This window comes from Rhizobium sp. TH135, assembly GCF_002855515.1.
Classification (GTDB): domain Bacteria; phylum Pseudomonadota; class Alphaproteobacteria; order Rhizobiales; family Rhizobiaceae; genus Allorhizobium.
The window spans coordinates 332,729-355,795 of sequence record NZ_PKRP01000001.1 but is presented as its reverse complement, the minus strand read 5'-3'; the positions used below and the strand labels follow the sequence as shown (position 1 = coordinate 355,795).

Annotated in this window: 18 protein-coding genes; 10 read left to right on the top strand and 8 right to left on the bottom strand. The window is 61.0% G+C overall.

Going from position 1 to position 23,067, the window contains the following annotated elements; translation table 11 throughout:
• The first annotated feature begins 10 nt into the window (after nt 1-10).
• Nucleotides 11-562 (top strand): sarcosine oxidase subunit gamma family protein, encoded by a 552-nt coding sequence (locus C0V73_RS01730; RefSeq protein ID WP_102018269.1) that lies wholly within the window; start codon nt 11-13, stop codon nt 560-562.
• A gap of 81 nt (nt 563-643) precedes the next feature.
• Nucleotides 644-1,759: a metallophosphoesterase gene (locus C0V73_RS01725; RefSeq protein ID WP_102018268.1), complete on the top strand. Its 1,116-nt coding sequence runs from the start codon at nt 644-646 to the stop codon at nt 1,757-1,759.
• Between the two features lie 74 nt (nt 1,760-1,833).
• On the opposite strand, the gene C0V73_RS01720 is transcribed toward C0V73_RS01725, so the two are convergent.
• On the bottom strand, nt 1,834-3,039 hold the full coding sequence (locus tag C0V73_RS01720) for a multidrug effflux MFS transporter (RefSeq protein WP_102018267.1): 1,206 nt from the start codon (nt 3,037-3,039) through the stop codon (nt 1,834-1,836).
• A 122-nt stretch (nt 3,040-3,161) separates the two neighbouring features.
• Between C0V73_RS01720 and C0V73_RS01715 the strand changes: the two genes are divergently transcribed.
• Nucleotides 3,162-3,797 carry a TetR/AcrR family transcriptional regulator gene (locus tag C0V73_RS01715; protein ID WP_172449958.1) on the top strand — a complete coding sequence of 212 codons (636 nt, stop codon included), beginning with the start codon at nt 3,162-3,164 and terminating at the stop codon, nt 3,795-3,797.
• 102 nt (nt 3,798-3,899) lie between these two features.
• Here C0V73_RS01715 and C0V73_RS01710 read toward each other — a convergent pair whose 3' ends face one another.
• Complete coding sequence (locus C0V73_RS01710) at nt 3,900-5,630, bottom strand: PAS domain-containing methyl-accepting chemotaxis protein (protein ID WP_102018265.1); 1,731 nt, start codon at nt 5,628-5,630, stop codon at nt 3,900-3,902.
• 253 nt (nt 5,631-5,883) lie between these two features.
• Between C0V73_RS01710 and C0V73_RS01705 the strand changes: the two genes are divergently transcribed.
• The 7 genes from C0V73_RS01705 (at nt 5,884) to C0V73_RS01675 (ending at nt 14,139) form a co-directional block, all read left to right on the top strand.
• The gene (locus C0V73_RS01705) at nt 5,884-8,310 is read left to right on the top strand and encodes an FAD-dependent oxidoreductase (RefSeq protein WP_102018264.1); all 2,427 of its coding nucleotides are present in this window, start codon (nt 5,884-5,886) and stop codon (nt 8,308-8,310) included.
• A gap of 274 nt (nt 8,311-8,584) precedes the next feature.
• Complete coding sequence (locus C0V73_RS01700) at nt 8,585-9,487, top strand: branched-chain amino acid ABC transporter permease (protein ID WP_102018263.1); 903 nt, start codon at nt 8,585-8,587, stop codon at nt 9,485-9,487.
• Nucleotides 9,488-9,491: 4 nt separating this feature from the next.
• Nucleotides 9,492-10,886 carry a high-affinity branched-chain amino acid ABC transporter permease LivM gene (livM, locus tag C0V73_RS01695; protein WP_102018262.1) on the top strand — a complete coding sequence of 465 codons (1,395 nt, stop codon included), beginning with the start codon at nt 9,492-9,494 and terminating at the stop codon, nt 10,884-10,886.
• Nucleotides 10,886-11,758, top strand: a complete 873-nt coding sequence (locus C0V73_RS01690) for an ABC transporter ATP-binding protein (protein WP_102018261.1) — start codon at nt 10,886-10,888, stop codon at nt 11,756-11,758. The genes livM and C0V73_RS01690 overlap by 1 nt, the downstream gene beginning before the upstream one ends.
• Nucleotides 11,758-12,486, top strand: a complete 729-nt coding sequence (locus C0V73_RS01685) for an ABC transporter ATP-binding protein (protein WP_102018260.1) — start codon at nt 11,758-11,760, stop codon at nt 12,484-12,486. Before C0V73_RS01690 ends, C0V73_RS01685 begins: the two co-directional genes overlap by 1 nt.
• A gap of 18 nt (nt 12,487-12,504) precedes the next feature.
• Complete coding sequence (locus tag C0V73_RS01680; protein WP_102018259.1) at nt 12,505-12,858, top strand: DUF6867 family protein; 354 nt, start codon at nt 12,505-12,507, stop codon at nt 12,856-12,858.
• 165 nt (nt 12,859-13,023) lie between these two features.
• Nucleotides 13,024-14,139, top strand: coding sequence for a branched-chain amino acid ABC transporter substrate-binding protein (locus C0V73_RS01675; RefSeq protein ID WP_102018258.1), 1,116 nt, complete (start codon nt 13,024-13,026; stop codon nt 14,137-14,139).
• A 63-nt stretch (nt 14,140-14,202) separates the two neighbouring features.
• Here C0V73_RS01675 and C0V73_RS01670 read toward each other — a convergent pair whose 3' ends face one another.
• The 6 genes from C0V73_RS01670 to C0V73_RS01645 form a co-directional block, all read right to left on the bottom strand.
• Nucleotides 14,203-14,736, bottom strand: coding sequence for an AAA family ATPase (locus C0V73_RS01670; protein WP_102018893.1), 534 nt, complete (start codon nt 14,734-14,736; stop codon nt 14,203-14,205).
• Between the two features lie 146 nt (nt 14,737-14,882).
• Complete coding sequence (locus tag C0V73_RS01665; RefSeq protein ID WP_102018257.1) at nt 14,883-15,806, bottom strand: response regulator transcription factor; 924 nt, start codon at nt 15,804-15,806, stop codon at nt 14,883-14,885.
• Nucleotides 15,799-19,182, bottom strand: coding sequence for an ATP-binding protein (locus tag C0V73_RS01660; RefSeq protein WP_102018256.1), 3,384 nt, complete (start codon nt 19,180-19,182; stop codon nt 15,799-15,801). Before C0V73_RS01660 ends, C0V73_RS01665 begins: the two co-directional genes overlap by 8 nt.
• 77 nt (nt 19,183-19,259) lie before the next feature.
• Nucleotides 19,260-19,718 carry a DUF5680 domain-containing protein gene (locus C0V73_RS01655; protein WP_102018255.1) on the bottom strand — a complete coding sequence of 153 codons (459 nt, stop codon included), beginning with the start codon at nt 19,716-19,718 and terminating at the stop codon, nt 19,260-19,262.
• A 96-nt stretch (nt 19,719-19,814) separates the two neighbouring features.
• Nucleotides 19,815-22,370: an HWE histidine kinase domain-containing protein gene (locus C0V73_RS01650; protein WP_102018254.1), complete on the bottom strand. Its 2,556-nt coding sequence runs from the start codon at nt 22,368-22,370 to the stop codon at nt 19,815-19,817.
• The gene (locus tag C0V73_RS01645; RefSeq protein WP_102018253.1) at nt 22,339-22,914 is read right to left on the bottom strand and encodes a biliverdin-producing heme oxygenase; all 576 of its coding nucleotides are present in this window, start codon (nt 22,912-22,914) and stop codon (nt 22,339-22,341) included. The genes C0V73_RS01650 and C0V73_RS01645 overlap by 32 nt, the downstream gene beginning before the upstream one ends.
• Nucleotides 22,915-23,067 lie beyond the last annotated feature (153 nt).

Genomic DNA, 23,067 nt, shown 5'->3' with positions numbered 1-23,067 from the left:
GGATCCTGCCATGCCGGTGACCTATGCCGCCCGTCACGTGCTCGAGGACCACATTTCCGGTTTCGAAGCGACGCCCAATCCGCATCATCTCGCCATTCTGCGGGCAGTGTCTGTCTTCTCCGTGCTTGCCCATCCGGGGCACGAGGCTGATATCGATGAGGCGCTGACCAATCTCGAAGATGTGCATGTTCGCGTCTGCGGGCCCGGCGAGTGGCTCCTGCTCAGCGAGACGGTCGCAACTGACACGATTGCTCGGCAGCTGGCAGACCTCGGGGCGACCTGCGCGTCGTTCGTCGACCAGAGCGACGGTCGCGTGGTGCTGCGTATTCAGGGACCAAAGGTGCGGGCGATCCTTGCCAAATGCACGGCGCTCGACCTGTATGCCGACCTGTTCGAAATCGGCCAATCTACCAACTGCCAGATCTGCCATGTCGCCGCCAACCTTGCCCGCACTGGGCAGGACACGTTCGAGATCATCGTCATGCGCAGTTTCGCGGGCTTCCTGTTCGACGAGATCCGCGAGATGGGGCGGGAGTTTGCGCTGACGGCGGGGTTTGCCTGACCTTCTCCGTGCAGTGATCGCTTTAGATGTGAACCGGCAGGGACTTTTTGGCGTTATCGAAGCAAAGGATCCCCCGCCCGCATGTTTCATCTGATGTTTTCCCTGCCATGGCTCATCGTGGCAACCCGCTTCATCGCCCCTTTGCCATGGCCTTGGATGGTAAAGCTGTTGCTTGCCGCCTTCCTGCTGTTGGCCTCGCAATATCATCTGTTCAGCCGGTTCACGTCCGGGTCGGTCTTTGCGCCGGAGTTCCCGCGTCCGCTGGTGATCGGGTTCAACCTGTTCTTCGGGGCGATCGTGCTCTTGGCCGCAATGCAGGTGGTGCTGGATCTCGTCAGCATCCTGATTCTCGCCGTCAAATGGTCGTTTCCGGCGGTGCCGGCCGAAGTGCGATATACGATGGGAGTTGCGGCGCTGGTCCTCGCCGCTTTCGGCATCAGCCAGGCAATCCGCGTGCCGCCGATCAAGAGGATTGAGGTGGCGATCCCCGGGCTCGCACCTGAATTCGACGGCTACCGAATGGTGCAGCTGACCGACCTGCATATCAGCCGTCTGTTCACCGGACGATGGGCGAGTGCCGTCGTCGAGAAAGCCAATGCGCTCGATGCAGACCTCATTGTCATCACCGGTGACCTGATCGACGGCAGTCTCGATATCCGACGGGAGGACGTCGCGCCGCTTGCGGGTCTGAGCGCCCGTGACGGCGTGCTGACCGTGCCTGGCAATCACGAATACTTCTTCGAGGTCGATCGGTGGCTTAAGCACTTCCCCGTACTCAACATGCGCATCCTCGCCAATGAGCATGCGGTGATCGAGCGCGGCGAGGGCCGGCTGGTTATTGCAGGTGTCACCGATCTTTCGGCGCGCTCGACGGGTTCGCTCGAGCCGGATCTCGGGGCTGCCCTGCGCAACGCGCCTGCGGGCGCGCCGATCATCCTTCTCGATCACCAGCCGCGGCTTGCGCAGCGGGCTGCCGAAAAGGGTGTGGCGCTCCAGCTCTCCGGCCACACTCATGGTGGTATGGTGCGCGGCCTCGACCAGATCGTCGCCCGGGCGAACAATGGCTATGTCTCCGGCTTCTACCAGGTCGGTGACATGAAGCTCTATGTCAACAATGGCACGGGCCTCTGGCCGGGCTTTGCGCTCAGGATAGGGGTGCCGGCGGAGCTGACGGAATTCACGCTCAGGCCGATGTAGGCCATCCACAATTACAACGAAAAAGCATCAGCCGCCGGCTTTTGACTGGCGGCTGATGCTTTTCGGAGGTCGTGTCAGACAGCTGCCGCCGCTTTGGTCACGTTGGACGGGCCGAAGGTGACGATGGCGATCGCGGCTGTTGCCACGGCGCAGGCAGCCATGACGCCAATCATGGGAAGGGCTGTCCCATCATCGAGCACGCCGATTGCGAAGCTGCCGAGCGCGCCGGCGCCGAAGCCGAGGGCACCCATCAAGGCCGCTGCCGTGCCCGAGATCGCGCCATGGGATTCCATTGCTAGGATGTTGCAGGTTGGCATGATGCCGCCGACGCCCATGACCATGATGAACAGCAGGATGCAGACCGGGACCAGCGAGGCGATGCCGGCCAGCTGCAGGCCGAGCAGAATGAGGCCGGCGGCCGCGTAGATGGTGGCGCTCAGCTTGACCACGCCACGTACGCCGATCCGCTCTGCCAGGCGCGGGGCGAGCTGCGCGCCGATGCCGATGCCGATGGCGTTCAGGCTGAAGATGACCGAATAGGCGAGCGGCGAGAGGCCATAGACATTGATCAGCACGAAGGACGAGCCGGCGATATAGGCGAAGAAGCCGCCCTGGGCGAGCGCGAGTGCGCCGGCATAGGGAATGAAGCTGCGGGTGAAGAGCAGGCGACCATACCAGTGCAGGGCGTCGCCTGGGCGGCTCATGGCGCGCAGTTCGGGCATGCGGGTTTCCGGCAGCATGGTGACGGTGATGACCGCGACGATTACGCCGAGGCTCCCGAGGAGCGCGAAGATCATGCGCCAGTCGCCCATCTGCAGCACGAGGCTGCCGAGCAGGGGCGCCAGCACCGGGGCGATGCCGAGCACAAGCACGACCATGGACATCAGACGGGCGGCAGCCTGTCCGGTATGCACGTCACGGATCGAGGCGGTGGCGATGACCATGCCGATCGAGCCGCCGATGCCCTGGAGGAAGCGGAAGATAAGCAGTTCCGTGGCGCCGGTGGAGAGCACGCAGCCGATCGAGGCGAGAACGAAGATCACCAGCGCCAGATAGATCATCGGCTTGCGACCGGTCTTGTCGGAGACGGGACCGTAGAACAGCTGGCCGAGCGTGAAGCCAGTGAAATAGGTCATCATGCTCAGCTGGATGTTGGCATCCGTTGTGGCGAGGTCTTCTGCCATGCGGGGCATGGCGGCGACATACATGTCGGTGGCGAAAGGGCCGAGAGCACAGACGGCTCCCAGCGCGATCGCAAGTGTGGTGTTCTTGTTCTGCATGGTCCTTGTCTCTTCAGCGGCGAGGGGTTGAAACGCGGAATTGGAAACGCTATCGTTTCCTTGAGGAGATAGGAAACGCAATCGTTTCTTATTGTCAACCGGAATCTTTTGGGATGGCAGGCATGACGACGGCTTCAGCAACGGTGGGACGGCCCCCAAGCCTCGCGGACGATGATCGCAAGGCCTTGATATTGCAGGCGGCGGAAACCGTTTTCGACAGTCTCGGCTACGGCGATGCAACCATGGAAGAGGTGGCGCGCGCCTGCGGCATGGCTAAGAAGACGGTTTACAAGTTCTTCCCGGACAAGGCCTCGCTCTTCGGCGCGCTGGTCGACAGCCATGATGTGGCCGTCATCGACAGCCGCGCTGCGACTGGTGAAGAGCAGTCGGAGGTGCGTCTGATCCGGCTCCTGGAGGATGTCGCGGCGGCGATCCTGTCGCCCCGGCAGATCACGCTGACACGGCTGGTGATCGCGGAGTCGATAAAATATCCGGAGCTTGCGCAGCGCTTCTATCGGGATTGCGTCGAGAAGACGATGAGCCATGTTGCACAGGCTCTGGCCAGCGATCCGTCACTCCGCCTGCCGCCTGGCCTCGATAACAAGACTTTCGCCGACATGCTCGTCTCGACGCTGCTCGGCTCGATCCATCTGCGCGCTCTGATGCTCAACCTGTCCCGTGAAGCCCTGGAGGAGGAATTGCGCGGGCGGGTGCCGCTGGTGATGGATCTGATTGTCCGGAGCTTGCCGGCGCGCTGAGCCGCGGGCAGGGGAGATGAGAACCGCCCGCACTGGGAAGCGCGGGCGATTTGGAGTTTCAACGGAGGCGTTTTCCGTGGCGAAGGCTTTGCGCTGCAGGCGTCAGGATGCGGCGCGGTAGGGCATGCGCAGACGGGCTGCCCTCTCGGCCGGCGTCCAGACCTCCTTGCCATCCTCGCGGATACCGTTGCGCCGGTTGAGCTTGAAGCGGTTTACGAGATCAGCGAGTACGGTTGCTCCATCGGAGACCGCCCGGCTGATTTCGGTCGACTGGGCGACCATGGCGGCGTTCGCCTTGGTCATGCCATCGACATCGGTCACGGCACCGTTGATTGCTTCCAACGCTGCCGTCTCTTCAGCGGCGGAGGTCGCAATGCGGTCGACATTTTTGTCGATGGCCGAGACGAATTTCTCGATCTCTTCCAGCACGCGGCCCGTCTCACCAACGAGGCGTACGCCTTCCTGCACCTCATTAGCAGAGGTGCTCACCAATGCCTTGATTTCCTTCGCCGCATTGGCCGAGCGCTGGGCAAGCTCGCGCACTTCCTGGGCAACGACGGCAAAGCCCTTGCCGGCCTCGCCGGCACGTGCTGCCTCGACACCAGCATTCAGCGCGAGCAGGTTGGTCTGGAAGGCAATCTCATCGATCACGCCAATGATCTTGCCGATTTCGTTGGAGGCACCCTCGATGCGCTCCATGGCGCTGACCGTGTCGCGGACGACGGCGACAGAGGAGGTTGCGGCGGCACGGGCATCCGTTGCCATCTGGCGGGTTTCGCGCGTTCGCTCGGTTGCCGCCCGAAGCTTGGTGGTTGCTTCCGACAAGGCCGCTGCCGTCTGCTCAAGTGCGACGACCTGCTGATGGGTTCTGTCGGACAGTTCTTCGGCAGAATTCTTCATCGCGCTGCCATTGCGTGCCAGTTCATGCGTCTGGTCGAGGACGCCGGACAGGGTCTGCTGAAAGGCGCCGATCGAGGCGTTGAAGTCCCGCCGCAGCGGTTCGAACTCCGCGCCGAAGGGCTCGTCGAGCGTGATGCGGATATTGCTGTCCGCAAGGCGGCCGAGGCCTGCGCCGAGTTCTTCGATGACCCGGAAGCGTTCGGTGACGTCGCTTGCGAACTTGACGACCTTCAGCACCTTGCCGTCTGCATCCATGATCGGGTTGTAGGAGGCCTGGATGTGGATCTTCTTGCCGCCCTTGCCGAAGCGGGTGAACTGGTCGGAGACGAAACGGCCCTGTCCCAGTTCGCGCCAGAAGTCGCGATACTCTGCCGATGAAGCGTAGTCCGCGTCGCAGAAGATCTGATGGTGGCGCCCGACGATCTCGGACAGCGCGTAGCCCATGGCGCCGAGGAAGTTCTCGTTGGCATGCAGAATCTCGCCGGTGGGCGAAAACTCGATGATGGCCTGTGCCCGGTCGAGAGCCGTGAGTTTGCCCTCGGCGTCCAAAGACTTCAGCTTCATCGCCGTAATGTCGGTCGCGAACTTGACGACCTTATAGGGGCGATCGCCCTTGCAGACGGGATTGTAGGTCGCTTCGATCCAGATCTCGCGGCCGCCCTTGGCGATGCGCTTGTACTGGCGCTGGTCGAAGTTTCCGGCGGCCAGATGGCGCCAGAACTGCTGGTACTCGGGAGAGTTGGCTTCGGTCTGGGTGACGAACATGCGGTGATGCCGGCCGACGATTTCGCTCAGCTGATATCCGATGGCTTTCAGAAAGTTGTCGTTGGCATGAAGGATGCGGCCCTCGAGGTCGAACTCGATGATGGCCTGGGATTTTTCGAGGGCGTTCAGAATAGAGCGGGCATCGCTGCCGAAGGCGAAAAATGACATGCGGATCTCTGATTTGGGGCGGCGGCGGGGGAAATGGGCCGATATGATATGATTATATTTGCTAACTTACTGAACTCTTAAAATGACAGCCGCGTGTCGTGTTTGATTGACACAAAAGTCGCAACCGCGACGCCGCCGAGAGAACACTGCCTGTCACTCATGCGACATGTTTCGTCGCAGCATGGTCTTCTGGCTTTCATGCGGGCAATCTAGCTTTGTCGGATCAATCTTTGCCGCCAAGGGAGCGTTTTCCATGAAGAGCCATGCGCGTGTCGTCGTCATCGGCGGGGGTGTCGTCGGGTGTTCGGTCCTCTATCACCTGACCAAGTTCGGCTGGACCGATGTGGTGCTTCTGGAGCGTTCGGAGCTGACCTCCGGCTCCACCTGGCATGCGGCCGGCGGCATGCACACGATCAATGGCGATCCGAATGTTGCCAAGCTGCAGAAATACACGGTCGAGCTCTACAAGGAGATCGAGGAGTATTCCGGCCAGGACATCGGCTTGCATATGACATCGGGCCTGATGCTGGCTGCCACCAAGGAGCGCTTCGACTGGATGAAGTCGCTGCTGGCCAAGGGCAAGTATGCAGGCGGCGAGGCGACGCTCATTTCGGCGCAGGAAGCCTATGAGATGATGCCGCTGCTTGATCCCAAGCAGTTCGTAGGTGCGGTCTTCGATCCGCATGAGGGGCATCTCGACCCTTACGGCACGACCCACGCCTATGCGAAATCAGCCAAGAAGAATGGCGCCGAGATCTATCTGCACACCAAGGTCGAGGATCTGGTGCAGCTGGAAGACGGCACCTGGCGGGTGATCACCGACAAGGGCGAAATCCGGGCTGAGCATGTGGTCAACGCCGCCGGCCTCTGGGCGCGCGAAGTCGGGCGCATGGTCGGGCTGGAGCTGCCCGTGCTTGCCATGGAGCACATGTATCTGATCACCGAGGACATGCCCGAGGTCATCGAGTTCAATAAGACGACCGGCAAGGAACTCATGCATTGCGTCGACTTCGACGGCGAGATCTATATCCGCCAGGAGCGCAACGGCATGCTGATGGGTACCTATGAAAAGGATTGCCGTCCCTGGTCGCCGATCGAGACGCCCTGGACCTTCGGCCATGAACTGCTGGCGGAAGATTTGGAGCGCATCACCAACGAGCTTGAAATCGGCTTCCGACATTTCCCGGCCTTCAACAATGCCGGCATCAAGAAGATCATCAACGGCCCCTTCACCTTCTCGCCTGACGGCAATCCGCTGGTCGGTCCCGTGCGCGGCATGACCAATTACTGGTCGGCCTGCGCGGTCATGGCCGGCTTCTCTCAGGGCGGTGGCGTGGGTCTGGCGCTTGCCAACTGGATCATCGAGGGCGATCCGGGCTTCGATGTCTTCGCCATGGATGTCTGCCGTTACGGCGACTATGCGACGCTCGCCTATACCAATGCCAAGGTGCGCGAGAACTATTCCCGCCGCTTCTCGATCCGCTATCCAAACGAAGAGCTTCCGGGCGCACGTCCGCTGCTGACCACGCCTGTCTATGATAAGCTAAAGGCGGCCGGTGCCGTCTTCGGTGCATCCTATGGTCTGGAAACGCCGCTCTGGTTTGCGCCTGAAGGTGTCGAAGACGCCTTTTCCTGGCGCCGGTCAACGGATTTCGAGGCGGTCGGCCGTGAGGCCAAGGCCGTGCGCGAGAGCGTCGGCCTGATGGAGACCTCGGGCTTTGCCAAATACATGGTGAGCGGGGAGGGGGCTCGGGCCTGGCTCGACCGGATGCTTGCCTGCAAGCTGCCTGAAGTCGGGCGCATGGCGCTGGCACCCATGCTGAACGAGGCCGGCAAGCTGATCGGCGACTTCACCGTTGCCAATCTCGACGACGAGGATTTCCTGATCATCGGTTCCGGCATTGCCGAGGACTATCACATGCGCTGGTTCGAGAGCCATCTGCCGGAGGATGGTTCGGTCGATGTCGAGGCCCTCAACCTCAGCCTCGTCGGCTTGTCGATTGCCGGGCCGAAGTCGCGCGAGGTGCTCGCCAAGCTCACCCATCTCGATGTCTCGGACGAGGCTCTGCCTTTCATGGCGATCCGCGAGATGGATCTCGGCATGGCGCCTGTCATGCTCGGCCGCGTGAGCTATACCGGTGATCTCGGTTATGAGATCTGGATGCGGCCCGAATATCAGCGCTATGTGTTCGATACGCTGATGGAGGCGGGTGCCGAATTCAACATCTCGCTGTTCGGTCTGCGAGCCCTCAATGCGCTCCGACTGGAGAAAAGCTTCGGCAGCTGGTCGCGCGAATATCGCCCGCTCTACGGGCCGCTCGAAGCCGGGCTGTCGCGTTTCGTGGCGCTCAAGAAAGAAGCGAGCTTCATCGGCAAGCAGGCGGCTCTGGAAGAGAAGCTTTCGGGCGGCACGCTTCGGCTCCGCACCTTCATCGTCGAGGCCAAGGATGCCGACGTCATCGGCGACGAACCGATCTCGTTCAACGGCGAGGTGCGCGGCTGGGTCACCTCGGGCGGCTTTGCCCATCCGAGCGGCGTGTCGGTCGCCATCGGCTATGTTCCGAAGGAGATTGCCGACGAAATCGATGGCTGGGGCGTGGAAATTCTTGGGGAAATCCTGCCCGCCCGTCTGCAGCCTCAGTCGCTTTTTGACGCGAACGGGTCGCGAATGAGAAACTGAACCGTTTTCCACAAAAGTGGGCTTGCATTAGTTCCCGAGAATGAACGGCGGGTCGCCTCGCGCGACCTGCTGATTTCCTAAGCTTTTTCTGCTTCTTTTTTGTGTGACCTGTCATTTCCCGGGTCAAAGCGCCTGTTAACAGTAACATTTTGTCTGACGGATGCCTTTTTGGCTTCACATTTTCGGACAAAGCGATATGGAATCCTCCGACGCCTATGCCCGAAAGGGACAACAAAATGAGACGCATCAATCAGGCGCGTCCGGGGGATAATATATGGAGTACTTCATCCAGCAGCTCATTAACGGGCTGACTCTTGGATCCATCTATGGCCTCGTGGCTATCGGCTATACGATGGTCTACGGCATCATCGGCATGATCAACTTCGCCCACGGCGATATCTTCATGCTTGGCGGCTTCGCCGCTCTTATCGTCTTCCTCATCCTGACATCCTTCTTTGCCGGCATTCCAGTGGCGCTCGCGCTGCTGATCATGCTGATCATTGCCATGCTGATGACGGGTCTGTGGAACTGGACGATCGAGCGTGTGGCCTATCGGCCGTTGCGCGGTTCGTTCCGCCTCGCGCCGCTGATCACCGCGATCGGCATGTCGATCGTTCTGTCCAACTTCATCCAGATCTCGCAGGGTCCGCGCAACAAGCCGATCCCGCCGCTGGTCAGCGACGTCCTGCATTTCGGCAATGTCACCATCGCCGTGAAGCAGGTCATCATCGTCGTCATCACCGCCATCCTGCTTGCCGCCTTCTGGTACCTCGTCAACAAGACGCCGCTCGGACGTGCCCAGCGCGCGACCGAACAGGACCGCAAGATGGCAGCTTTGCTCGGCGTCGACGTCGACCGCACCATCTCCATCACCTTCGTGATGGGTGCAGCACTCGCCGCCGTCGCCGGTACGATGTACCTGATGTATTATGGTGTTGCCTCGTTCCACGACGGCTTCATCCCGGGCGTCAAGGCTTTCACGGCCGCGGTTCTCGGTGGTATCGGCTCGCTCCCGGGCGCTGTTCTCGGTGGCCTGTTGATCGGCCTCATCGAGTCGCTCTGGTCCGCTTATTTCAGCATCGCCTACAAGGACGTCGCGACTTTCGGCATCCTGGCCTTCGTGCTGATCTTCAAGCCCACCGGCATCCTCGGACGTCCGGAAGTCGAGAAGGTTTGATCCCATGACCACTTCTGCAAACGTAAACGGTGCCGCTTCGTCCGGCACGCTCGCGCGCGCCATCAAGGAAGGCATCTTCGCAGGTGTCATCTCGCTCGGTCTCTTCGTCCTCTACATCGGCATCAAGACCGATCAGAACATGGCGAACGAGCTGGTCTGGTACACGCGTCCCGGCCTGCTGGCGATTTTCGTCCTTATCGCCGCCTTCGGTCGCTTCGCCATGGTCGCCTTCATTGCGCCGTGGTTCGCCGCCCGCAAGGAGAAGAAGTCGGCGGCGGTGCCGGTGCACGACATCGATGCCAAGCCGTCCTTCTTCAAGACGCATTTCCTGAAGATCGCGCTCTTGGCGCTCATTCTCTACCCGCCGGTGATTCTCGCTCTCACAGGCGTTCAGGGTTCGCTGAAATATGTCGACAACTTCGGCATCCAGATCCTGATCTACGTCATGCTGGCCTGGGGTCTGAACATCGTCGTCGGTCTCGCCGGCCTGCTCGACCTCGGTTACGTCGCCTTCTACGCGGTCGGTGCCTATTCCTACGCGCTGCTCGCACAGAACTTCGGCCTGTCCTTCTGGCTGCTTCTGCCGCTCGCCGGCATTCTGGCTGCCTTCTGGGGCATCATCCTTGGCTTCCCGGTTCTGAGGCTCAGGGGTGACTATCTTGCCATCGTGACGCTCGCCTTCGGGGAAATCATCCGATTGGTGCTGATCAACTGGCAGGACGTCACCAAGGGTACCTTCGGTATCTCGAGCATTCCGAAGGCCACCTTCTTCGGCATCGAGTTCAATGCCTCGGCTGACGGCTTTGCCAAGACATTCGGCCTGCCGATGTCGTCCGCCTACTACAAGATCTACCTCTTCTACGTGATCCTGGCGCTGTGCTGCCTGACGGCCTATGTCACGATCAAGCTTCGCCGCATGCCGATCGGCCGTGCGTGGGAAGCGCTGCGTGAAGACGAGATCGCCTGCCGTTCGCTTGGCATCAACACCGTGACGACCAAGCTGACCGCCTTTGCGATCGGTGCGATGTTCGGTGGTTTTGCCGGCTCGTTCTTCGCTGCCCGCCAGGGCTTCGTCTCGCCGGAAAGCTTCGTCTTCCTCGAATCCGCGGTTATCCTCGCCATCGTCGTTCTCGGCGGCATGGGTTCGCTGACGGGTATCGCGATTGCGGCGATTGTCATGATCGGCGGCACGGAAGCGCTGCGCGAAATGGAGTTCCTCAAGCACATCTTCGGCCCCGACTTCACGCCTGAACTGTACCGCATGATCCTCTTCGGCCTCGCCATGGTCGTCGTCATGCTGTTCAAGCCGCGCGGCTTCGTCGGCAGCAGAGAGCCGACGGCCTTCCTCAAGGAGCGCAAGGCCGTCTCGGGCAGCTTTACCAAGGAAGGTCACGGCTGATGACTTCCGGGAACACGACAATGAGCAATGACACCATCCTGAAGGTCGAGCATCTGTCGATGCGATTTGGTGGTCTGATGGCCATCAACGACTTCTCTTTCGAAGCCAAGCGCGGCGAGATCACCGCGCTGATCGGCCCCAACGGTGCCGGCAAAACCACCGTCTTCAACTGCATCACCGGCTTCTATCGGCCGACGATGGGTATGATCACGCTGACCCAGAAGTCCGGCGACCAGTTCCTGCTGGAACGCCTGCCGGATTTCGAAATCCCGAAGAAGGCAAAGGTGGCGCGTACCTTCCAGAACATCCGGCTCTTCTCGGGTCTGACCGTTCTCGAAAACCTGCTGGTTGCTCAGCACAATGCGCTGATGAAGGCGTCGGGCTACACCGTTCTCGGTCTCCTCGGCCTGCCGGCCTACAAGAAGGCGGCAAACGATGCGATCGAGAAGGCTCGCTACTGGCTCGACAAGGCGGATCTCACCGATCGTGCCGATGACCCGGCAGGCGACCTGCCTTACGGCGCACAGCGTCGTCTGGAAATCTGCCGCGCCATGTGCACGGGGCCGGAACTCCTGTGCCTCGACGAACCGGCAGCCGGTCTGAACCCGAAGGAATCCCTGGCGCTCAACACGCTGTTGCGCAGCATTCGCGATGAAGGCACGTCGCTGCTCCTGATCGAGCACGACATGTCCGTCGTCATGCAGATTTCCGACCACGTCGTGGTTCTGGAATATGGCCAGAAGATCTCTGATGGCACGCCTGATCACGTGAAGAACGACCCGAAGGTCATCGCGGCCTATCTGGGTGTCGAGGATGAAGAATTGGAAGAAGTGATCCACGAAGTCGAAGCGATTGCCGGAGGGGAAGCCTGATGTCCTCTGAACCGCTTCTCAAGGTTTCCAATGTCGAAACCTACTACGGCAATATCCGTGCGCTCGCCGGTGTCGACGTCGAGGTCCACAAGGGCGAGATCGTATCGCTTATCGGTGCCAACGGTGCCGGCAAGTCGACGCTGATGATGACCATCTGCGGCAGCCCACAGGCGCGCTCCGGACAAGTCATCTTCGACGGTGAAGACATCACCAAGATCCCAACCCATCTGATCGCCCGTCGCCGCATCGCTCAGTCGCCGGAAGGTCGCCGCATCTTCCCCCGCATGACGGTGCTCGAAAACCTGCAGATGGGTGCCGGCCTTGATGACCTGAAATACTTCAAGGAAGACGTGGAGAAGATCTTCACGATGTTCCCACGCTTGAAGGAGCGCCAGAGCCAGCGCGGCGGCACACTGTCGGGTGGCGAGCAGCAGATGCTCTCCATCGGTCGTGCGCTAATGTCGCGCCCGAAGCTGCTTCTCCTCGACGAGCCTTCGCTCGGCCTTGCGCCGCTGATCGTCAAAGGCATCTTCGAACAGATCAAGCGGCTCAACCAGGAAGAGGGGCTGACCGTCTTCCTCGTCGAGCAGAACGCTTTCGCCGCACTGAAACTGTCGGACCGTGCCTATGTCATGGTCAACGGCAAGGTGACGATGAGTGGCACGGGTAAGGAACTGCTGGCCGATCCGTCGGTCCGCGCGGCTTATCTCGAAGGCGGCCATCACTGAGCGCGGGGAGAATTTGACATGCAAGGTTTGTTTTTCGAAAGCGACACCACCGTTCGGCTCGTGCTGCGGTTCCTCGTGATGCTGCTGGGTTTCTGGACCGCATGGCGGACCGGCAAGGCCGCAGCCGAGGGCTGGAACGGCTATGGCACGGTGTTCGTCTACGTGCTGGGCTTGGGGTTCGCGATGCGTTTCCTGCATTATTCGCTGTTTGCAGGACCGTTCGTCAGCCCCTTCTTCTACGTCCTCGACGTGGTCATCCTGATGGTGTTTGCCGTGGCTGGTTTCCAGTCCCGCCGCACCACGCAGATGGTCGACAACTACTACTGGCTCTATGAGAGAACCTCGTATTTCTCGTGGAAGAACAAAGATTGACAAGCTGTTGTTTTCTGTCGCAGATTGACGACAGAGGGCGTCGACTTGCAATAAGACAAGGCCTCGGCCGTATACAAAGAGTGGAACAGTTTTCCGGCGCAGTCACAGCGGGTATTGCGCAGGGTTTTCAATCCTAACCCGCATAAAAAACTTGGGAGTCACAATATGAAGAAGTCTCTTCTTTCGGCAGTTGCGCTGACGGCCATGGTTGCCTTCAGCGGCAACGCTTACGCCGAAATCCTCGTTGGCGTTGCCGGCCCGCTGACTGGCCCGAACGCTGCGTTCGGCGCTCAGCTCCAGAAGGGTGCCGAGCAGGCTGCTGCCGACATCAATGCCGCCGGCGGCATCAACGGCGAGCCGATCAAGATCGTTCTCGGCGACGACGTCTCGGACGCCAAGCAGGGCGTTTCGGTCGCCAACAAGTTCGTCGCTGACGGCGTCAAGTTCGTCGTCGGTCACTTCAACTCGGGCGTTTCGATCCCGGCTTCTGAAGTCTATGCCGAAAACGGCATCCTGCAGATCACGCCTGCTTCGACCAACCCGAACTTCACCGAGCGCGGCCTGTGGAACACCTTCCGCACCTGCGGTCGTGACGACCAGCAGGGTGCAGTTGCCGGCAAGTACATTTCCGACAACTTCAAGGACGCCAAGGTTGCTGTCGTTCATGACAAGACACCTTACGGCCAGGGTCTTGCCGACGAAACCAAGAAGGCAATGAACGAACTCGGCGTTACCGAAGTCATCTACGAAGGCATCACTGCCGGCGAAAAGGACTACTCGGCCCTCATCGCCAAGATGAAGGAAGCTGGCGTATCGGTCGTCTACTTCGGCGGTCTGCACACCGAAGCTGGCCTGATCATGCGTCAGATGGACAGCCAGGGTCTGGAAGCAACCCTGATGTCCGGCGACGGCATCACCTCGAACGAACTTGCTTCGATCGCCGGTGACGCAGTTGACGGCACGCTGATGACCTTCCCGCCGGATCCGCGCCAGAACCCGAACGCTGCCGACGCCGTGAAGAAGTTCCGCGACGCTGGCTTCGAGCCGGAAGCTTACACGCTGTACTCCTACGCTGCTCTGCAGGTTATCGCAGAAGCTGCCAAGGCTGCTGCTTCTTCCGACCCGGAAACCGTTGCTACGGCTCTGAAGGAAAAGGGTCCGTACACGACCGTAATCGGCGAACTCGGCTTCGACGCCAAGGGCGACATCACCCGTCCGGACTACGTGATGTACACCTGGAAGAAGGGCGAGGACGGCAAGTACTCGTACTTCCAGAACTAATCGATCCAGTCCTGGAACGACGGAAAGCCCGGCCTTGCGCCGGGTTTTCTGCGTTTTGGGCGATCAAGTCGACAAAACCTGCAGGATGAAGTCGACGCGTGCATCAACCGGTAACTTGGGCACAATGATCCACTCATAGCCAAGCCTTGGATAGAGACTGGCCAGGCGATCGTATTCTTCCATTGCTTGCTCGATGCCATGCCGACGCTCTGCGTTCTGAACGTAGATCTCGGGCCATGGTTCGAGAGCAAAGATACGCGGATGATATCGGTGTTTCTTGATCAGGCGATCAAGCGGTCCCTCATCCCCGGCCGCGACTGCGTAGGCGGATGCGGCATCGTTCAGGCCGCGGTCGAAGAAGACCCACTCCTGCTTGGCGGCCATCCGCTCAAGATCTTCGGTCGCGAGTTTGATTGCCTCTTCGGCGAAAGCGGCGAGGTCGATCCACGGCAGAGCTCTGCCGCCGTCGGGCAACTGCTGCGCCACTATTCTGCGCCCCGGCTCTTCTACGATGTTGAAGCCTCGGCGCTGCAGTTCCCCGACGAGCGTGGACTTGCCGCTACCAGAACAACCGGTGATGACAACGAAGTTGTCCATGGTCATGCCTCCTCTGGTTTCCAAGTTTTGTGATTGGCCGAAAGCGGCCTTCATCAGCGTCTCGCCGTTTGCTCACCCGTCGGCGGAGCGACGGTGTCAGGTCGAGTTCTGTGGTGAAGGTATGGGCGCGTCAGTGCTTTGGACGGTTACGTCTCGCGCAGCACATTCGCTGCCTTTACGGCGGCAGAGGCGCGGTTTTCCACGCCGAGCTTGGAGTAGATCTGCTCCAGATGCTTGTTCACCGTACGTGACGACAAGCCCAGGATTTCGCCGATGTCGCGGTTGGCCTTGCCCTTGGCGATCCACAAGAGGACCTCGCTTTCGCGATGGGTGAGGCCGAAGCGTTCGCGCAGCATCTCGTCCTCGCTCTGCCGGTTGGCGGAGGTGAGGCGGAAGAGATATTCGTCGGCGCCGATCGTGCCAAGCAGGGAGAGCGTCAGCGGCAGGCCGGTGGCGCCTGCGAAGGCGAAGCTCGACTCGCCCTGAGCAGGGCTGCCGGCACGGCGGACGGAGAGCCATGCGGCGGCGGCCTTCGCGACATCCCCGATACCGTCTGCGTGGCCCGTCGCGGTCTCGATCAGCCGGTTTGCCTGGGGCGTGGTCCAATGCACCTGGCCGTCGCCACGGATGGCGAGCAGGTGGCGACCCGCAGCATCAAGCGCCACGCGGGCGCTTTGGGCCGAGCGGGCATTGGACAGATGAACGCGGATGCGGGCGCGCAGCTCGTCGATATTGATCGGCTTGGTGAGATAATCGACGCCGCCGGATTCCAGTGCTTTGACGACGTGTTCGGTTTCCGTCAGGCCCGTCATGAAGATGACTGGCACCTGGGCGACGATCGGATCGGCCTTCAATGTACGGCAGGTCTCAAAGCCGTCCATGCCGGGCATGACGGCATCGAGCAGGATGAGATCCGGGCTGATGCGGGCGACGATCGAGAGGGCACCGTGGCCGGAGGTCGCAATCAGCACGGAATAGCCTGATGCTTCCAAGGCTTCGGTGAGAAAGCCGAGCGCATCGGGACTGTCGTCCACGAGAAGCACGATATCGCGGCGGTTCGCCTCAGCCATGGATCGGCTCCCTGCCGGTTTCAAAGGAGGTCAGGAAACCGCGAAGGCCTGCAAGATCGAAGGCCTGCACATGAGCGCGGGCCGCGTCGACGAAGGCCGTGTTGTTTCCCAGCCCGCCGAGTTCGGCGAGTTTTGCCTCGATCCCGCGCACATAGCCGATATCGCAAAGGCTGATCAACTCCTCGATATGCCCGGCGCCCGGAGATACCGGCTTGTCGGGCAGCGTTGCCGGCATCAGCAGGCGCGGATCGTCGGCATAGATCCAGTCCAGCCCGAGGAAGCGGGCGAGCTTGTCGCGCAGCCGGGTGATGTCGACGGGTTTGGTGATTGCGTCATCATGACCTTCGCCGCCTGGGGCAGGGGCATCGCCGACATTGGCGGACAGCATCAGGATCGGTGCCTTCTGGCCGGCATCGCGGAGCTTCTCGACCAGTTGCCAGCCGTTCATCCCCGGCATCGAGATATCGACGAGGAAGAGGTCTGCCTTCACACCTTCGATGAGGGTCAGGCATTCCGGGCCGCCAGCGGCGGTCAGCACGACGAAATCCAGTGGGGCCAAAACCTCCCGCATCAGTTCGCGGTGGTCCTCGTTGTCGTCGACGACCATGATGGTGCGCCGCGGGCCGGTATAGGAGACGATCTTTCGCTCCGGGGCCGGCGCCGTGTTCGGACGGTCGATGGTCGAGAGCATCAGACGGATCTTGAAAGTCGAGCCCTTGTCGCGCTCGCTGGTGACCGAGATCTCGCCGCCAAGCGTGTTGGTCAAGAGCTTGGTGATCGTGAGACCTAGGCCCAGCCCCGGCATCGGGCGAACATTGTCGGCCTCGCCGCGCTGGAAGGGTTCGTAGATGCGGTTCAGGTCCTTTTCCGAAATGCCGCGACCGGTGTCGCTGACCGTGAAGGTTGCGACCTGGCTGCGATAGTCGACGCCGAAGCGGATCGTGCCTTCATCGGTGAACTTGATCGCATTGGAGAGCAGGTTGACGAGGATCTGTCGCAGCCGGCGTTCGTCGGTCCGGACATAAAGCGGCAAGTTCCGGGAGCGCTGGTGCTCGAACAGAATGCCCTTGGCCGCGGCCTGGGGGGCGAACATGTCGATCAGCTGGTCGAGGAAATCCTGGATGTTGACCTCGTTGGAAAAGACCTGCAGGCGGCCGGCCTCGATCTTGGAGATATCAAGGAGCCCGTCGATGAGACCCGACAAGTGGTCGGCGGAGCGGCGGATAACCTTGATCGCCGACTGGCGTGGCACGGGGATCGTCTCGTCGCGCTCGAGGATCTGGGCGTAACCGAGCACGGCATTGAGCGGTGTGCGCAGCTCGTGGCTCAAGCCGACGACATAGCGGCTCTTTGCGCGGTTGGCGGCCTCGGCGGTCTCCTTGGCGTTCTGCAGTGCTGCGTCGGTCTTGCGATGGGCAGCGATTTCCTTGAGCAGCAGCGTGTTCTGACGGGAGGATTCCTCTTCGGCCACGACGCGGCTGTCATGGGCGAGCACGTAGAACCAGGAGACGATGCCGGCGATGATGGCGAAGATGAAAAAGACGACGGTGACCGTGCGGTTGACCACGTCGGTCATGTCGGGCGTCGCGGCATTCACCTGATGGGCGATCAGCGCCAGGATGCCGCCGATGACGGAGATCGAGACCATGGCGGTCAGCGCGTAGCGTCCGAGACGGGTCGAGAAGGTTTCGAGCATCGCCTCGGGCAGGAAGGCGCGCGCCACGGTCGCGGCCTGTGCGTTGATCTTTGCATGCGGCTTGCACATGTCGTGGCAGCGGCTGTCGAGCGTGCAGCAGAGCGAACAGATCGGTGCTGCATAGGCGGGGCACCAGGCCATGTCCTCCGGCTCGAAAGGATGTTCGCAGATCGAGCAGGTGATGCCGGTCTGGTTCTTCCAGCTGTGGCGCGGTTTGCGGGCGAGGTAGAACTTGCCTTCCGTCCACCAGGCGATGAGCGGTGAAATGAGGAAGGCGACCAGGGTCACATAGGTCGAGAGCGACGCCATGAGGTCGCCGAAGGCGCCGAAATGGGCGGCGAGCGCAAGGCCAGCCGAAAGCGCCATGGTGCCGCAGCCGACCGGGTTGATGTCGTAAAGATGGGCCCGCTTGAACTCGATGCCCGGTGGTGAAAGGCCAAGCTTCTTATTGATAAAGAGATCGGCCGAGATGGCGCAGAGCCAGCTCATGGCGATGATCGAGAAGATGCCAAGCGTCTCTTCGAGCAGGCCGTAGATGCCGAGTTCCATCAACAGAAGGGCGATCGCCACATTGAAGACGAGCCAGACAACGCGGCCCGGATGGCTGTGGGTCAGGCGCGAGAAGAAGTTCGACCAGGCGAGCGACCCCGCATAGGCGTTCATCACGTTGATCTTGAGCTGCGAGATGACCACGAAGCCGGCCATCAGCAGCATGGCCGCGGTCTCGTTCGGCAGCATGTAGCCGAATGCGGCCACATACATGTGTGCTGGGTCGGCTGCCTCGCTGATGGGCACGCCGGTCGAGAGCGTGAGGACCGCGAGGAAGGAACCGGCGAGCAGTTTCGGCACGCCGAGCACTACCCAGCCCGAGCCGGCGAGGAAGATCGCGATGCGGTGGTGCAGCTTGCGCGCACCCTCGGGCGGCAGGAAGCGCAGGAAGTCGACCTGCTCGCCGATCTGCGGCATGAGCGCCAGGATCACGGCGGAGGCGGCGCCGAATTCCAGGAGGTCGAAGGGAGCCGCCTGACCAAGATGGGCGTTGGAATGGTTGATGCCGGCAAAGGCGCGCCAGAGATCGATCTTTTCCCAGTCCAGGAAGGCGATGAAGACGAAAGGCAGGATGTTCAGCACGATCCAGAAGGGCTGGGTGAGCAGCTGGAACTTCGAGATCATCCGGATGCCGTAGGTGACTAGCGGCAGGACGACGATCGCCGAGATGATGTAGCCAAGCCAGAGCGGAATGCCGAAGGCGAGCTCCAGCGCCTTGGTCATGATCGATGCCTCGATGGCAAAGAGCATGAAGGTGAAGGCGGCATAGATCAGCGAAGTAATGGTCGAGCCGATATAGCCGAAGCCGGCGCCGCGGGTCAGAAGGTCGATGTCGACGCCGTGGCGGATCGCGTATTTGCTGATCGGGATCCCGACCAGCAGCATCAGGATGGCGGCGACGATGATGGCGAAGAAGGCGTTGGTCGTGCCATAGGCAATGGTGATCGTGCCGCCGATCGCCTCCAGCGCGAGAAACGAGATGGCGCCGATCGCGGTCTGGGAGATCCGGCTTGAGGAAAACTTGCGGGCGCTCTTGGCGGTAAAGCGCAGCGCATAGTCTTCCAGCGTCTGGTTCGCAACCCAGCGATTGTATTCGCGACGGACGGGGATGATGCGTTGGCGTGCCGGCATGCCTAAAATCTAGCGCCTTTGTTGGATTGGCTTTCCTTTAGGCATTTTCACGGGATTGTCCAGAATAGCAAGGGCCGTCAGGGCTTGATCAGGCCTCCCTGATAGTCGAGCTGATAGACGACCCGGTCGTTGACCAGAATGCGCTCGACACCGAGGAAACTGCTGTAGTCGCCCACGGATTGATCGACATATTCCCCGAGAGCATGCTGGTAGGCGAAGCCGCCGAGGAAGCGCTTTTCCTGATAAAGGGCGCTGAGCGCCTGCTTTATAACGGTGCCGGCGCGTTCGCCATCGAAGTTTTGCGGATCGAGGATGCGGCCGTAACAGTTCATAGCCCAGACCGGGGTCGCGTCTTCCCAAATGACTTCCTGGCCGAGAAAGTCCGTTCCGCCGAAATAGCTGTCGAGATAGCGAAACCGGCCCCGCTCATAGGCGATGTCGCAGGCACCGGGACGGGTGGATACGGAGGCCTGATGCTTGCCGCTCACATAGGTGACGGCCTTGGCCTCGACGATGAAGATCTCCAACGCCTCCATGTTTCCCTCCTGTTCTGGAACGTAAAGAGAACGTAGGGTTTATGTTGGTTGGTGACAACCCTGTCAATCCAAGGGTTTGACGTCGAGTTCGTGCCTTCAGTGCGCGGGGTCTGTTGCCGCCAGGCGGTCCGACAGCGCCTTGACGAGGGCGTTTGCGTCATAGGGCTTGCGCACGACCGGGATCGACAAAAGCTCGTCGGGCACCACCGACCGGTCATCGTAACCGGTGGCAAAGACGAAGGGGATTCCGCGTCGCTGCAGTTCCTCGGCCACCGGGACTGAGGTGTCGCGTCCGAGATTGATGTCGAGAATGGCAATCGAGGGCGTGAAGGTCTTCAGGCGGTTCAGCGCGTCGGTGCTCGAACTTGCCGTCACGATGACGTCGATGCCAGCGTCGGCAAGCATCATCTCCGCGTCCATGGCGATCAGCACCTGATCCTCCACGAGCAGGACCGGCAGACCTGCAATGCTGACGGGTTCAACCGCTGCCTGGCTATCCATGGCCTGACCCTTCCCCGAACGCGTTGGTTCGTTTTCCCAAGTCAAAAACCGGCCGGGCAGACGAAACTCTGCATAGAGGCCTTCCGGTCGGTAGTCGAGACTGCTCGTGCCGCCAAGATCGTAAGGGATGCTTCTCTCGATCAGTGCCGTTCCGAAACCCTTGCGTCCAATCGGCCCAACCGTTGGACCGCCATTTTCGCGCCAGCGCAAGATGCAATCGCCATCCTCGAGCTCTTCCCAAGTCACATCGAGGGCCCCGCCATCGCGCGAAAGCGCACCGTACTTGGCAGCATTGGTGCAGAGTTCGTGGATCACGAGCGCTGCCACAGCATGGGCGCGGGCATCCAGCGTGGCCGCAGGGCCGCCAATGTTGATCGAGCTTCGACCGGCGCGATAGGGCAGGAGTTCCGCCTCGAGCAGGTCACCGAGCGTGCCGCCACCGCCACCGCGGGTCAACTGGTCATGGGCATGCGAGAGTGCATGAATGCGACCACGCAGCGAGCCGATATAGTCGTCGATCGGAACCTGATCCTGTGACGGCCAGGTGACGAGCGACTTGATGACCGCCAGAATGTTCTTCACGCGGTGGTTCAGTTCCTCGTTCAGCATGCGCTGACGCACGTCCGACTTGCTGCGTTCTTCTTCCATCAGCTCGTTGTGGCGCAGCACGATCTCGACGGTTGCCGACCGGATCGCTTCGGCGATCTCAAGGTCGGAATCGCGCCATGGTGTCGCCTGCCGCTGAACGGTTTCCTTCCACAGGGCGAAGCTCTTGCGTGGCGTCAATCGATCGCCGAGAGGGCCTGTCTCATAGGTCTTTTCCGGATTGCCCGCCCAGTTCAGCGTTTGCAGGCGTTCCTTGCGGAAGAAGAAGAGGTAATCGCGCGGGATCTGCGACAGCGGAACCGCCATGACGCCGGATACGTCTTCGAAATAGTCGGCTGCCGGCGGATAATCATGCGAGAGTGTCTTCGTCGACCAGATCCGGCCGTCGGCGACATCTCGTATGAAGTGTGCAAGATCCACTTCGCGCCCCGGCGGTGGGGCAGCGCCGATCGCAGTCCAGCGCCCGTTCATCCACATGCCCACGCCATCGCAGGCAAAGAGTGTCTGGAACTCGGGCAGGGCTGCCATCAGGATGTCATCGAGGTCAACGTGGTGCGACGCGGCCTGCAGGAAGCGGTCCAGCGATCGACGCGCTTCATTTGCGATGTCGAGCTTGCGCTTCTGCTTCAGCGCCAGAAGATGCAGCGAAAAGAACTCGCCGAACATTTCGGCCGCGATCCGCTCCGACATGGTCAGTGTCTTCGGCGCGTAGTGATGGCAGGCGATCAAGCCCCACAAGCGGTCGTCGACAATCACCGAGATCGACATGGAGGCGGAAACACCCATGTTGCGCAGGTATTCGCAATGGATGGGCGAGACGCTGCGCAGGTGGGCAAAGGAGAGGTCGAGCGGTGAGGCTTGCTCTTCTGCCTCGGGCACCAGGTTCACCCGCAGTCCGCGCGCGTCCGAAATGACGCGGATCGGGTTCTGCATGTAGAGGATCCGGGCCTGACGCGGGATGTCGGTCGCGGGAAAGTACTGGCCGAGGAAGCTCTCAAGGTCGTGGCGCTTGGCCTCGCTTGCGACCTTGCCAGAACCATCGTCCTCGAAGCGGTAGATCATGACGCGGTCGTAGCCGAGCACGGTGCGAACGAGTTTCGCGGATGCAGTGATCAGGAGGTCGATGTCATTGATGTCCTTGATCCGACCGATCATCTCACGTGCGAGCTGAAGAGGCTGGGTCCGTCTCAGGGACGGCTCGAATTCCAGGATGGCGCCCTGCTTCTGGCGATGCACGGCGACATCGAAATATCGGCCGTTCGGCAAAAGCAGGTGGGCAATGACAGCCGGGCGGCTCGCATCCGGTGCCGCTGCGATCGCATTGCGGATGTCATGCGTGACGTCTTCGCCCAGAAGTTCGACAACCGAAATTCCATCGAGGCGGCGGGGCCCGCCCAGCATCTCTGACGCATTGGCCGAGTGGCGACGGATCGTCGTGATCGGTAAATCGCAGGCGAGAAGACAGCCGTGCGGCTGAATGGATCCGGGAATATGGATCGGCTCGCGATCGCAATTAGTTAGATCGACGGCAGGCGTGGTCAACATTCATAGCGCTTTCGAAAGCATCACGGGCATAGTCGAAAGCGGTGTTTGCCCAGTGCGCGGCTGCGCGGGCGTCGTATCCACGCACGTTCTCCATACGCTCCGAAAACGCACGCCAGTTCGAAAAGTTCCGTGCCTGAGAAAAAAGATGTCGGGCGCCGAAATCGGCGGAGAAACCAAGCGCCTCGGCCCGCTTCGCGAGAAGTCGGGCGCCGAGCGATGAGCCTTCCAGCACATAGAGGAGGCCGATTACGCCTTCGCCCTCCGGCGGAGAAAACGGGCGGTCAACCAGAGGTTCCGGCGTGTCGAGGTCGGACAGGTCGGCCTTCAGTTCCTCGTGGACGAGGCCGGGTTGCCAGTCGGAAAAAGCTTGAGGCAACGCGTTTGTGGAAAGCCAGGCCTCCACGGGCAACCGAAAGGCGGCGATACCCTGAAGGTAGCGGCGGTAGTCGGCGACCGTTGCGAAGCCGCCCACCATCTCATCAAGTGCGGCATGGGCACTTGATGTCGCCTGTTTCAGGGCGTCTCGACGGGGTGGCAACAGCATGGCAATTCCTTTGTTCGGTCGTCCCTTATATACGATGTCGCCACGGCGCCGAACAAGCCGTCATCGTATCGGGCAAAGACGATGGAGGGCCGAACGTGCCCGGACGCCGTCCTGTTCCCACTTTTACCCCCCGACCTACGTCAAACGACGTAT

Bases quoted from the DNA above. Each gene is read 5' to 3' on its own strand.
- C0V73_RS01730 (WP_102018269.1), top strand. From the start codon at position 11: ATGCCGGTGACCTATGCCGCCCGTCACGTGCTCGAGGACCACATTTCC.
- C0V73_RS01725 (WP_102018268.1), top strand. From the start codon at position 644: ATGTTTCATCTGATGTTTTCCCTGCCATGGCTCATCGTGGCAACCCGC.
- C0V73_RS01720 (WP_102018267.1), bottom strand. From the start codon at position 3,039: ATGCAGAACAAGAACACCACACTTGCGATCGCGCTGGGAGCCGTCTGT.
- C0V73_RS01715 (WP_172449958.1), top strand. From the start codon at position 3,162: ATGACGACGGCTTCAGCAACGGTGGGACGGCCCCCAAGCCTCGCGGAC.
- C0V73_RS01710 (WP_102018265.1), bottom strand. From the start codon at position 5,630: ATGTCATTTTTCGCCTTCGGCAGCGATGCCCGCTCTATTCTGAACGCC.
- C0V73_RS01705 (WP_102018264.1), top strand. From the start codon at position 5,884: ATGAAGAGCCATGCGCGTGTCGTCGTCATCGGCGGGGGTGTCGTCGGG.
- C0V73_RS01700 (WP_102018263.1), top strand. From the start codon at position 8,585: ATGGAGTACTTCATCCAGCAGCTCATTAACGGGCTGACTCTTGGATCC.
- livM (WP_102018262.1), top strand. From the start codon at position 9,492: ATGACCACTTCTGCAAACGTAAACGGTGCCGCTTCGTCCGGCACGCTC.
- C0V73_RS01690 (WP_102018261.1), top strand. From the start codon at position 10,886: ATGACTTCCGGGAACACGACAATGAGCAATGACACCATCCTGAAGGTC.
- C0V73_RS01685 (WP_102018260.1), top strand. From the start codon at position 11,758: ATGTCCTCTGAACCGCTTCTCAAGGTTTCCAATGTCGAAACCTACTAC.
- C0V73_RS01680 (WP_102018259.1), top strand. From the start codon at position 12,505: ATGCAAGGTTTGTTTTTCGAAAGCGACACCACCGTTCGGCTCGTGCTG.
- C0V73_RS01675 (WP_102018258.1), top strand. From the start codon at position 13,024: ATGAAGAAGTCTCTTCTTTCGGCAGTTGCGCTGACGGCCATGGTTGCC.
- C0V73_RS01670 (WP_102018893.1), bottom strand. From the start codon at position 14,736: ATGGACAACTTCGTTGTCATCACCGGTTGTTCTGGTAGCGGCAAGTCC.
- C0V73_RS01665 (WP_102018257.1), bottom strand. From the start codon at position 15,806: ATGGCTGAGGCGAACCGCCGCGATATCGTGCTTCTCGTGGACGACAGT.
- C0V73_RS01660 (WP_102018256.1), bottom strand. From the start codon at position 19,182: ATGCCGGCACGCCAACGCATCATCCCCGTCCGTCGCGAATACAATCGC.
- C0V73_RS01655 (WP_102018255.1), bottom strand. From the start codon at position 19,718: ATGGAGGCGTTGGAGATCTTCATCGTCGAGGCCAAGGCCGTCACCTAT.
- C0V73_RS01650 (WP_102018254.1), bottom strand. From the start codon at position 22,370: ATGTTGACCACGCCTGCCGTCGATCTAACTAATTGCGATCGCGAGCCG.
- C0V73_RS01645 (WP_102018253.1), bottom strand. From the start codon at position 22,914: ATGCTGTTGCCACCCCGTCGAGACGCCCTGAAACAGGCGACATCAAGT.